Origin of the sequence: Methanomicrobium sp. W14, from assembly GCF_017875315.1 — an archaeon.
Lineage (GTDB): Archaea > Halobacteriota > Methanomicrobia > Methanomicrobiales > Methanomicrobiaceae > Methanomicrobium.
Map to the genome: position 1 here is coordinate 237,937 of NZ_JAGGMM010000002.1, position 11,745 is coordinate 249,681.

At 45.1% G+C, this 11,745-nt stretch carries 8 protein-coding genes; 6 read left to right on the forward strand and 2 right to left on the reverse strand.

Translation table 11 applies throughout. The annotated features are described in order from the left end of the window. Positions 1–193: 193 nt before the first annotated feature. The 6 genes from J2128_RS07075 (at position 194) to ilvD (ending at position 11,062) form a co-directional block, all read left to right on the forward strand. On the forward strand, positions 194–2,848 hold the full coding sequence (locus J2128_RS07075; protein ID WP_209690443.1) for a hypothetical protein: 2,655 nt from the start codon (positions 194–196) through the stop codon (positions 2,846–2,848). 6 nt (positions 2,849–2,854) lie between these two features. Beyond that, positions 2,855–4,579 carry a hypothetical protein gene (locus J2128_RS07080; RefSeq protein ID WP_209690444.1) on the forward strand — a complete coding sequence of 575 codons (1,725 nt, stop codon included), beginning with the start codon at positions 2,855–2,857 and terminating at the stop codon, positions 4,577–4,579. A gap of 63 nt (positions 4,580–4,642) precedes the next feature. Further along, positions 4,643–6,427: a type II/IV secretion system ATPase subunit gene (locus tag J2128_RS07085; protein WP_245323457.1), complete on the forward strand. Its 1,785-nt coding sequence runs from the start codon at positions 4,643–4,645 to the stop codon at positions 6,425–6,427. Next, positions 6,417–8,219 (forward strand): type II secretion system F family protein, encoded by a 1,803-nt coding sequence (locus tag J2128_RS07090; protein ID WP_209690445.1) that lies wholly within the window; start codon positions 6,417–6,419, stop codon positions 8,217–8,219. Before J2128_RS07085 ends, J2128_RS07090 begins: the two co-directional genes overlap by 11 nt. Before the next feature lie 28 nt (positions 8,220–8,247). Next, on the forward strand, positions 8,248–9,297 hold the full coding sequence (locus J2128_RS07095; protein ID WP_209690446.1) for a hypothetical protein: 1,050 nt from the start codon (positions 8,248–8,250) through the stop codon (positions 9,295–9,297). A 121-nt stretch (positions 9,298–9,418) separates the two neighbouring features. Beyond that, a complete protein-coding gene (ilvD, locus tag J2128_RS07100) occupies positions 9,419–11,062 on the forward strand; it encodes a dihydroxy-acid dehydratase (protein ID WP_209690447.1) in 1,644 nt (547 codons plus the stop codon). Between the two features lie 21 nt (positions 11,063–11,083). Here the strand turns inward: ilvD and J2128_RS07105 are convergent, their stop codons facing one another. Further along, positions 11,084–11,263, reverse strand: a complete 180-nt coding sequence (locus J2128_RS07105) for a hypothetical protein (protein ID WP_209690448.1) — start codon at positions 11,261–11,263, stop codon at positions 11,084–11,086. 106 nt (positions 11,264–11,369) lie between these two features. Beyond that, on the reverse strand, positions 11,370–11,642 hold the full coding sequence (locus tag J2128_RS07110; RefSeq protein ID WP_209690449.1) for a zinc ribbon domain-containing protein: 273 nt from the start codon (positions 11,640–11,642) through the stop codon (positions 11,370–11,372). Positions 11,643–11,745 lie beyond the last annotated feature (103 nt).

The following is an 11,745-nucleotide window of genomic DNA, read 5'->3' on the forward strand; positions in this document are numbered from 1 at the left end:
TATTCTGACATTATGTATTTTAATCAACTAATATCTTTTATTATTAATTTATTCAAAAATCTGATCAATACCAAGATAATTTATTTTCAAAATAATAATTTATATTTCGGTTATTTCCAAATAAAATTGGTAAAAAACAAATTTTTTATAAGTTTGTATGCAGAGGTTATTGTACATTTTACCGGAGTTCATAATGGCTGGCTGCTGCAAAACCAATAAAACTAAAACTTATATAATATGCCTTTTACTGCTGTTTTCTCTCATTTCTGCTGTTGTATACCCTGCTGCGGCAAGGTATGCCTCGCCTGAAGGCGGCAACTCGGGAATAGACCCGGGGGACACTATATTCAACGGTGAGCAGGACCTTAATTTTTCAAAACTGCAGCCTTCAACGCCACTGGAACCTCCTTTATGGCTGGCCTACCGTGACGGTGAATCGGCAAAATCGATGCAGAAGCTTGACTCCGGTGCTGTTCTGTCAAGTTCGGTCAACGTTGAGTCAGAATACCTTGACAGCTCTTTTAGATTATACAACGGGTCCTGGGGAGATGCCATCTGCACGGTTTCAGAACCTTCCGGGACTATTGAGGTCAGGACCGGAACTGAACTAGGAACAGACGTAAACCCGGCTTCGGGGGACACAAAGACGCCGGCCGTAATTCCTGCGACAATGGATGTACAGTTTAAGCTAGACTCCTCGGCAATCTCGGGGAACGGGGATTTTACGAGTCCGTGGTATGAGTACACGCTCATGGCACCGGGCGGGTCTTCACGTCAAAGCATCACAAATATTAACGGTGACACAGTATCACTGAAAAACCTGATTGAAGACCCTTCGGACGACAACAATACTCTTGCTTTCAGTATTGACGACCAGAATCTCGGAGAAGGTTCCTATGGTATGGAGTTTAGGGCATACAGCGGGAACAACGTATTTTATACGGCGGATTATGATTTTGAAGTAATATACTACAAGCTTGATGCAGCGATTAACCCTTCATCAGTTCAGGGGGGGGATTCTGCGACTCTGACAATAACCGGAGAGCCGTACATGTATTATATTATAGAGAGCAATGATCCAAAGGACGGAAGGCCTGAACTTGATATAAACGGCGACTATGACGAATACATAAACGAGTCTTATGCAATAGTTCATCCTGACTGGAGCGGGACCATAAATGTTCCCCTGGATATTCCCGAAAGGTCAGCGGGTCAGAGCAGAACTTCCAGCATGTATACAATAGAAGTCTGCAAAAAGGATAACCCTGATGACTCAACGACAGCGCGTATAGCGGTTGAGCCGGGAACAAGCCAGGAGATTGAACTTTCGGAAAGTAAACTTGGCATAAAAGAGTACTACTGTCTTGGGGACAGAATTCCGATTAAAGGGACTCTTGGAGCATCGGCAAAAAGTGATACAACCGTATATTTTTACATAACAGGCCCTAACCTTAATTCAAACGGTGCAAAACCGTCCAGTCCGGACACTGCAGTTGTTGACGGAGATAATTCTACTTTTGATTACGTATCGGTATCAAAAGGCCAGACCGATTTTACTTTTTACTGGGATACTTCAAAGACAGGACTTTCGTCAGGAACATATACGGTTTTTGCGACTGTAACACCCGGCGGGTATGATTCGAGGGAAGTAAGTGAAACCGATGCTGAGGACTGCACTGACGTTGACCTTAACGATGCATCAATAAACGTCCTCTTTCCTGACGAGGCTCCGGGATTTTTTGCACAGGGAGACCATATTGTATCCATCTGGTCTGCACGCGGAAGTCCTGCAAGAAACCAGTACACGGGGACCATAAGGTACTACATAATCGGAAACAACTTCAGGTATGCAGGATACACCAATTTCCCGCTTTTAAAAACCGACAGCAGCAGCGTTTCTGTCGACCAACTGGATGAAATGGCGGAAACCAATGACTTTCCCGGGTATTCGGGCCTTGATTTGGGCAGAAGCTTTTCAAACGCAATGGGGAAGGGCACATATTACGTGGTCTACCAGCACCCGATGAACAACCAGGTCTTTGATCTCTATCCGTCTGAGGGCAACAGCTACAACGGGACTATCACAAAACTTGTGACAACTACGGGAAAGACGATTGACCTCTCCGGCCTTCAGGTAAATGCGGCACTAAACGCGATAACAGAGGCAATTGATTCTCCTAGTATAGACGATTCATATGTGACCCAGGAGTTTGATATAGAGAAGCCGTCGATAAGACTCTCTCCGGTTTTATATGCCGAGGTCGGGAACTCTATAGAGATAAAAGGGGTAACAAACCTTGAATGCCCGATAGATTACCCGTATAACCAGATAGATCTAAACGGAGACGAACTATCCCTTTCGCTTTACACCGAAAGTATGTATTACGACGGAAAGACGCAGAGCACTTACAGGATATACAGCGATCGGACATATCCTGACAAGACTGAAACAGGAGAGGACTCACGCACCTTCACTTTTACCATACCTTCAGATATCTCGGCTAATATGGAGGTCGGAAACTATGTCGCCCTGATAAAATGCGAGGCAGTAAAGTACGAAAAAGCACTTTTCTTCACTCTTCATGAGCAGGGTTTTGCAGAAGAGCACGGGGTGACAGATATTACAGTCGATTACGAACCTGAAGACCCTGAGTCGTATTTCGCAGCAACACATCAGCAGACTACCCGGGCAACAGTGAAACAGACCGCAAAAAAGACATCCCCCGGACTACAGAAAGATGAGTCCACGTCAGCTCCTACGAAAAAAACTTCCGGGAACGGTGTTTTGTTAACCGTATTTTCATTTTTACTGGTGCTATGCACTTTCTGTTATCTCAAAAGGAGGTAGTCTTTCATGGTTTTCACTCTTGATCAGGAGATTCTCAACAAAATCATAGTTATCGTAATAATAGGCATAATTATTGCAGGTGCCCTTATTGGACTTAAGCTGACCGGAATTATTGGCGGTGAGGAAAAAGCGCCTGATTCCGGTGTTTCCCCGTCAGGTAGCGCTGTTCCTGTTGAGACTTCGGACGTTATAATGCCTACACAGACGTATCGGGCATCAGTAAAGGATTCGGGCATAACAACCGTTAACAGCAGCTGGGAGTACAAAGGCTATCCTTTCAGGTATACCTTCAGTATAAAAAACTCGACATACCTTGATTTTGAGAATAAGGAGCATAAAATTTATCCTGACACCATGGCCGACGATATCCAGGACTACGTGGTTTATGAGGGAGACAGCGGTGTCGTTGAAGGAATAGCGGACTATCTTCTGGAGCAGTCCAGACAGAAAGGGTGGGGCGACTATGACACGATTATGAACACTGTTGAGTTTCTGCACCAGTACAGCCCCGGCAGCTTTAACACTTCTTATTCTGACGGTATGTACCGCTATCCGGTTGAAACTATCCGGAACCAAAAAGGCGATACCGAGGACATTAGTATCCTTGCTGCGTCAATTTTTACAAAAATGGGTTACCCGGTTGCATTTCTGGTTTATCCCGAACAGTACGACAGGGGCAGCGTTATAGAACAGTATCCCGCAGTAGCGATTCGAAGCGACGATGATGTCTCCGGAAAGACCTATACCCTTAAAAAGGAAGAATACGCCGGAGATGTAACCTGCTATCCACAGAAAAAAGACTATTCCGCTCCAGCTCTTCTGCCTTCCAAACCCGGTTACGGGTATTTTGAGGGCAATACAACAATAGTATTTTCTGACGGGGAAAAAGCGTATGCGAAAAACTGCACATGGGATATAGAATCAGGGAGTATGAATTATACCGGCGGGTATAAGCTTTCGGCCGGGGACAACCCGGCTTATTTTAAGATGAGCAACGCCTCATGGACAGGTGAGGACTCATATGTATATATTGACGTTCTTGACAACACCACTGTCCCGGGGCAGGTCCCGGCCGAACTTTCATACGCGAAGCCTGAAATTGTTACAGGTCCTGCAGACGATAATAACGATATAAAAATCTTTCAGGACAACACTCTTGACTCAAAGCTTACAGCACTTCTGAGAATTCCGTCTCCCCTGGAAGACGAGGAGAGGATAAATCTTACCGACAGTCTTTCGGAAAGGCTTAAGATACCGGTTCCTGTTTATGTCGGAGACGAGGTAAACAGGATAAACGAGGAGAACCGGGACGAATACTGGAAAGACGTCTGGTACAGCACATATAAGAATTTCTATAACCAGGTCTGGTACCTGAACATAATCAACTATGAAATTATAAGTAACCCTAAACACTACGCCAAATCAGGTGAGCTGTATTTTACACCAACAGGTGCATGGAGACTCAAATACGAAGTAACCCCGACGACTCAGCCTGACAATGATGTTGACAGTATTTCATCATTTTCAGAGGTCGTTTTTGCCGTATACAAGGTTAATGAAACGACAAATTCGGCAGACTTTCTATCAGAGTTTTCTTACGGGCAGAACTCCGGTCAGGACACGGTAAACTATCATAATTTTTATGAGGCGGGCAATTTCTACATTGCAGCTTTTGTAAGAAACTGCGAAGTTAAGCTTTCAGTTCAGGTCCACGGAAAGGGAGAGGACTAAAAAAATGCCTGAAATCATTTTTGAAGCAGCAGATGCTCTTATGATATCTTTTGGGTGCCTGACATGAAGCTTTTGAACAGGGAAATTAAGGAAGAAAGCACTGCCGCCGCCGTCCCGAAAAAAAGTCTCACAGTCATAACGGATATAATAAAATCCGGAAGGGAGGGCATCTCATCCGCTGCAAAAAGCGCCTATGGTAAGATGAATGCCTCATACAACCCGCAGGCAAAAAAATCCGAAGCCCGGCCCGGTGAAAAAATCCCCGTTTTTTCTTTCTCTGAAATCAAAGAAAAGGTCTCAAAATTTTTGAAATCCTCTTCAAAAACCGAAAAAACTGAAATAAAGGACCCTGTTGATGAAATAATTCCATACGGGGAGGAAGAGCACTACGAGCTTCCTGCTGTTGACGAATATGAAAAGGACCTGATTGTAGAACGCTACTGGCTTGCGCCCCCGTTTTCGTATGTGAAGATAGTCAAAAACTGGGAGATGGACCTTGAATACGTCGTGGTTGAGCCTAAAGTAACCGAGGAAGAGTATGTCCTTTTGGAGGAGACATACGAGGAACTCAGGAATATCATGGTCTACACCTCTCCGGGCGCAATGGAAAACCTGAAATTTGAGGAGAAAAAGGTAAAGGAGATAATCAAGTCCTTTGACCCTGAGATCCCTGAAGAGCGGCTTAATATCCTTGTCTATTATCTCAGACGCAACTTTTCGGGTTTCGGAAAGCTTGACCCTCTTATGAAGGACCCGGGTATCGAGGATATAACATGCAACGGTTCTGATATACCAATATTCATATATCACCGCAGGTACGCAAATCTCGTGACGAATATTGTGTTTTCAGGCGAAGAACTGAATAAATACGCCCTTAAAATCGCCCAGAAGGGGGACAAGCAGATGTCTCTTACGACACCTCTTGTCGATGCAGCCCTTCCCGGCGGTTCAAGGGCGCAGATTACCTACAGTGACGTGATATCCTCAAAGGGAAGCTCTTTTACGATAAGAAAGTTCAAAGGCGACCCGATGACGCCGGTTGACCTGATACGACTTGGCACATACAGCTCCGAGCTTCTGGCAATAATCTGGCTCTGCGTTGAAAACGGCAAGAGTATGATAGTGGTCGGGGGGACGGCGAGCGGAAAGACATCCACTATGAATGCAATATCCTTTTTCATACCGCCGGTTGCAAAAATTGTGTCGATTGAGGATACGCGTGAAATTCTTCTTCCGCACAAGAACTGGCTTCCGATGAAGACGCGTGAAGGGGGCAGAAACTTTGATTCCGGTGACGTGGACATGTTTACCCTCCTTAAGGCTTCTCTTCGCCAGAGACCTGAATTCATCATCGTAGGGGAGGTAAGGGGAAGGGAGGCGCAGACGCTGTTTCAGGCCATGAACACAGGTCATACGACGTTTTCTACTCTCCATGCGGGCGGTGTAAACGAGGCTATAAACAGGCTTACCCATGACCCTATAAACGTCCCCCCGGTAATGTTCGGTGCACTTGACCTTATGATAATCCAGGGTCTTCAGCACAAAGGCGGCTATGGATACAGGAGATGCCTTTCAGTCAACGAGATGAAAGTGGACGACGGCGTGATACGCTGGAACCCTCTTTATAAATGGAACCTTAAGACTGATGTCTTCGAAAGGACTTATACTGAATCAAAGGCGCTTGAAGATATAGCCTACACAAACGGGTGGACTTTCGAGGAGCTTTATTCTCATATAGACATGAGGAAGAGACTACTGGAGAGGATGACTGAAAAGAAGATCTATGATATAAACGAAATATCCCATTTCATACATGAATTAAGGAAAAAGACCTACAATGCAGATTAATTCTTTTGTAAAGCCGTTCGTTGATGCAAAAAAGCTGAAAAAATCCCTTTCCGGAGCCCATATCACCATAAACAGTGACCTTTACATCAGCTTCTGCATAGCGATGACCCTCCTGTCGGCACTCTGTATTATGGTTCTTCTTCTCTTTTTGTATGCCTTTGACATAAGAATAAATATCATTCCGTACCTGCCTGAAGCAGTTTCATGGACTATAATATTCTTTGTATGCATCATGTGCGTTTTTTTCGGGATGCTTTCATATCCTTCACTTGTAGCTGCGGGGAGAAAGACAAGAATAGACCTTGACCTTCCGTATGCGATAACCTATATGGAGGCTCTTTCCACAAATGTCACCCTTTACAACCTTTTCAAAAGCGTTTATGAGGCTGAAGACCTTTACGGTGAGGTCTCGCGGGAATGCGGACTTATCGTCCGTGACGTGGAGTTTTTCGGTGAAGACCTTTTAACAGCGATGAGAAACCTGCAGGAGACGACACCTTCAAAGAATTTTGCAGACCTTTTAAACGACCTGGCACTTGTTTTCAGGACGGGAGGGAAGATGAAGGACTTCTTTGACTCCCGCTCTGACAGCTACCGCGAACTTGCAAAACAGGAGCTTGAGGCCACCCTGCAGATTATGGAGATGATTGCAGAGGTCTACGTGACGGCTTTTGTTGCAGGCCCGATTGCAATTATCATCATGCTTGTCGCCCAGAACCTCTCCGGGCAGGGCCAGATGGCAGGAATAATGCCTCTTATGTACATCGGTCTTCCCTTAGGTGCGATTGCCCTTATCTTTATACTGTATTACATACTCCCGTCTGACAGCCTTGAAATATCGCACAGTGAAGCCCGTGATACCGAGTTTACCGGGGAAATCATCGAAAAAAAGGAAGGAAAAAGTTCTGATCCCGGTTTTATCAAAAAGATAGAGAAGAGAAAAGAGTGGCTTAAATTGGAACGCATAGTAAAGCACCCCTTTAAGTTCTTCATATCCGACTACCAAATAGGGCTTTTCATAGGAATGCTTCTTTCGATGGTTGTCGTATGGCAGTATTTTACGGGCATTCTCGCGGAGATTTTCCCTGAATACACCTTTGAGGTTTTTATATGCCTTTTCGTAATCTTTCTTGTCCTGCCGGTCTCCGTTGCCTATGAATCAAGGAAAGTTTACATAAACCGGGTCGAGTCGCAGATGCCTGTATTCCTGCGGGATATAGCGGATATGAAGGATTTGGGGATGACCCTTCAGGGTGCAGTCGACATGGTCTCAAGGTCAAAGATTGGTGTTCTTTCATCAGAGCTTAAGATAGCATCAGAGGAGATGAAGGTAGGTTTCAGCGTTTCAAGCGCCCTTGTGCGGATGGAGGAGAGAATCGGTCTTTTAACGGTTAAAAGGGCCATATCACTGATTGTAAAGGCAAGCGAGATTACCGATCAGCTAAGGGAGATATTAACGATTGCGATAAGCGACCTTGAGCATTACCTGAAAATGAAGTCCAAGAGGTTCAATGTCTCCTTCGTTTATCTTGCGGTTATATACCTGTCTTTCGGGATTTATCTGTACTGTTCATACCAGTTAAACGACGCTTTTGTTGCCAGCTTCAGCGATATGGGGGTTACTTTCGACACTTCGGGAAATATCAGGGATATGTTTAGGGTAGGGATAATTATAGGGGGGTTTTCCGGGATTATGGCAGGACAGCTCAGTTCAAACAATATTCTCTGCGGACTGAAGCATACGATAGTCTTTCTTGCAAGCTGTATAGTCCTGTTTGTCTTCATCCTGTAGTTGTATTAAATAAGAGGTGCTTTGATTCATGAAATTCGGAAAAGAAGGGTTTTGCAGGAGAAGATCCAAAGAAAAAAAAGCTGGAGGCAGCGGCTTCGGTAGTGAAAAGTTTTATTCTACCTTAGTGGACTTTCATTTGAAACGGTTTTTTGAGGAAAGGGCAGATGCAGTCTCTTCGGTCGTTGCACTGATGCTTATCCTGGCTGTTATTGCGACTTTTATATCCATATATGCGACGACCTTTATTCCCGGGCTTAAACAGCAGTCTGAGATTGAGCAGGTAGAGGATGTGAAGGAGTCGTTTATAAGGTTTTCAAATGACATTGAGCACATTACATCAGGTAAATCTGAAGGGAAATACAGTGAGATGATACCCCTTGGTGCAGGTGATATACTTATGAGCCCTGAAAAATCCTCCGGGGCTCTCGGCGTGACCGGCCTTGGAAGCATGGCGGAAATTTACATTGACAACGGCACGGAGCCCGTGTTTTCATTCGGGCTTGTAAACGTTTCTTATGTGCCTCTTTACACGTTCTGGGAAAAACAGGGATATTCCTGGCAGTACGGCTATATTAATGCAACGAAGGACGAAAAATCAACTCCCCTGATGAAATATACGATGGATGACGTTATTAAAAGTGATTTTAAGGATTTTTCCGAGTCTCTTGTCTCTTTTAGGGACGAAGGTGTTTATAATGCGGTAACGGATAAATATGACCTTTTTTCTTTAAGTATAGATGCCGTCAATATAACTCCCGGGAAAGAGAGGTTTGTGACCGGAAACAGTGTATCGAATCTTGTTGTCAGCTCAAAGACTTCGGAAAAAGACTATGTAAATGTCACAAAAATCGAATTTTTGTTTGAAAACGATACCGCCTGTCCTGCAAAAAGCGAATTTTCCGGGTTTACGCTTAATAAAACATCTGATTTTCTAAGTTCGCTTCACGCGGATTACGATAACGTCAATAGCCTTCAGGTAGACCCTGGCAAAGAAGGGCCTGACAAACTGACACTCGCCTTTGGTTCCAATGTTACAGTCAGTATACATTCTGTTGACATAACGGTGTCTGCGACATAGAGGTGGAGAGGAACAGAAAAAGACTCCTGATACCTATTCTTTCAGGCTGTTTATTTGAAATGCAGAAAGGTCACTGCCGTTTAATTTAATATTCTTCACTGCCTTTTATTCAGTGGTTGAAATGCGCAGCGATGATATAAAATCAGGATATACGAGAGCTCCGAACAGGTCTCTTATAAGGGCTCTCGGGATATCGGATGAAGAGATGAAAAAACCGTTTATAGGAATAGCAAATTCCTGGAACTCCGTTGTTCCCGGGCACTTTCATCTCAGGACTATTGCAGAACGCGTGCGTGAGGGAATATCCGCCGGCGGCGGGGTCCCCTTTGAGTTCAACACGATTGGAATATGCGATGGCATTGCCATGGGTCATGAAGGCATGAGTTATTCGCTTGCATCAAGGGAGAACATAGCTGATTCGGTCGAATTAATGGTGAACGCCCACCGTTTCGATGCCCTTGTCTGTATATGCACCTGCGACAAGATTGTCCCGGGAATGCTTATGGCGGCGGCAAGGTGCAATATCCCGGCGATTTTTGTCACGGGCGGCAATATGCTCCCCGGATTTTACAAAGGCTGCGAGATGTCTCTTACTGATGTCTTCGAAGGTGTAGGGAAGGTTGCAGCAGGCAAAATGAGTGAATCCGAGCTTCATGAAATAGAGTCTTCTGCAATGCCGGGATGCGGAAGCTGCCAGGGCATGTACACTGCAAACACAATGGCCTGCATGACTGAAGCCATGGGAATGTCTCTTCCCGGATGTGCAGCAATTCCTGCGGTTGACGCCGCAAAGCTCAGGATAGCTTACGAAAGCGGTGTAAGGGTCGTAAAACTTGCAGCCGAAAACATAAAGCCCTGCGATATTATAACGACAAAGTCTCTCAAAAATGCAATATCGGTTGATATGGCTCTTGGAGGCTCTACAAACACTGTTCTTCACTTAATGGCGGTTGCGCAGGAGGCCGGAGTCCCCCTAAGCCTTGAGGACTTCACGAAAATCGGCGAGAGGGTTCCGCATATCTGCTCCATGCAACCGGGAGGCCCGCACTCTATGCAGACCTTTTACCGTTCTGGCGGAGTCCCTGCCGTTTTAAGACAGATAAAAGGATTTCTTGAGGACAGCAACACGGTCTCCGGCAGGTCGGTCTACGAGATAGCCGACGGCGTGAAGTACATTGACGAAAATGTAATCAGGAGCATTGATGATGCGGTCCACAAGGGCGGCGGTCTTAAGATCCTGAAAGGGTCTCTTGCGCCAGACGGCTCGGTTATAAAATCGGCCGCCGTAATTGATGATATGTGGAAGCATTCCGGTCCCGCCCGTGTCTTTGACGGGGAAGACGAGGCTATGAAAACCATTCTTTCCGGAGGCATAAAAGAGGGTGACGTCGTTGTAATCCGCTATGAAGGACCGAAAGGTGGTCCCGGAATGCCGGAGATGCTTTCACCTACTTCCGCTCTTATGGGGCTTGGATATACGCGTGTCGCACTTGTCACGGACGGGAGGTTTTCAGGAGGTACAAGAGGTCCATGTATTGGGCATGTAGCTCCTGAGGCCGCCGTCGGAGGCCCTATCGGCCTTGTCGAGGAAGGAGACATTATTTCAGTAGACCTGTACGAAAAAAAACTGGACCTTCTGGTTGACGAGTCAGAACTTTCCAGAAGACGGAGGACATGGGTGCCGAAAGACAAAAAGCTCAGGGGTGTTCTTGCAAGGTATGCAAGATATGCAGGCCAGGCGAACCGCGGTGCAGTCCCCGAATAAAAATATATATTTTTGAAAAAATCATATTTTATCGTTGTTCTGGGTAAATTCAATTTGTGTATGGCATTTTGGGCATGTAACTGTATAACGGCCGTTTTCTTTTGTATTGTCTTTTTCTGCATATTTTCCGGGGGTTTTATTTCTCTTTCCGAATTCTTCATAAAAGCCGGATGCAAGGATACCGGCCGGAAGAGCGAACATTCTGCCTGAAACCTTTTTGCCTGCTTTTTCAGACTTTAAGTTACTGCTGCCTTTCCCCCTGGTAATGGATCTTCTGCCTGAAAAAATGAAATTTTTTAAAAACCTTTTAACCGTGTCTCCAGCGTTTAAGTCCCGGGATAATCCTGAGATTTATCTCGTATGCCTGCTTGTAAGGCATTATCCCAAGTTTTTCGTATTTTTTTGCGCAGGATTCTATCATCTCTTCGGCAGTCATCTCAGGTTCGATGAATTTTCCCCTCATGTAGCAGTATGTACAAAAATACTGGGATTTTCCCCCGCTTTTTTCAGTGCCAAAGTCATCATGATTTTTCATAGGCATGCCACATGACTGGCAGATTATCTCTTCCTCGTCCTCCATAAAAAACTCCACTTTCACCTTCTTTTGATCTACGAAATCAAAAATATTTTGATCGGTGGAATCGGTTGTATTAAGTAAAAATAAGTTTGCAGAACTGCATAAT

Bases quoted from the DNA above. Each gene is read 5' to 3' on its own strand.
- J2128_RS07075 (WP_209690443.1), top strand. From the start codon at position 194: ATGGCTGGCTGCTGCAAAACCAATAAAACTAAAACTTATATAATATGC.
- J2128_RS07080 (WP_209690444.1), top strand. From the start codon at position 2,855: ATGGTTTTCACTCTTGATCAGGAGATTCTCAACAAAATCATAGTTATC.
- J2128_RS07085 (WP_245323457.1), top strand. From the start codon at position 4,643: ATGAAGCTTTTGAACAGGGAAATTAAGGAAGAAAGCACTGCCGCCGCC.
- J2128_RS07090 (WP_209690445.1), top strand. From the start codon at position 6,417: ATGCAGATTAATTCTTTTGTAAAGCCGTTCGTTGATGCAAAAAAGCTG.
- J2128_RS07095 (WP_209690446.1), top strand. From the start codon at position 8,248: ATGAAATTCGGAAAAGAAGGGTTTTGCAGGAGAAGATCCAAAGAAAAA.
- ilvD (WP_209690447.1), top strand. From the start codon at position 9,419: ATGCGCAGCGATGATATAAAATCAGGATATACGAGAGCTCCGAACAGG.
- J2128_RS07105 (WP_209690448.1), bottom strand. From the start codon at position 11,263: ATGTTCGCTCTTCCGGCCGGTATCCTTGCATCCGGCTTTTATGAAGAA.
- J2128_RS07110 (WP_209690449.1), bottom strand. From the start codon at position 11,642: ATGGAGGACGAGGAAGAGATAATCTGCCAGTCATGTGGCATGCCTATG.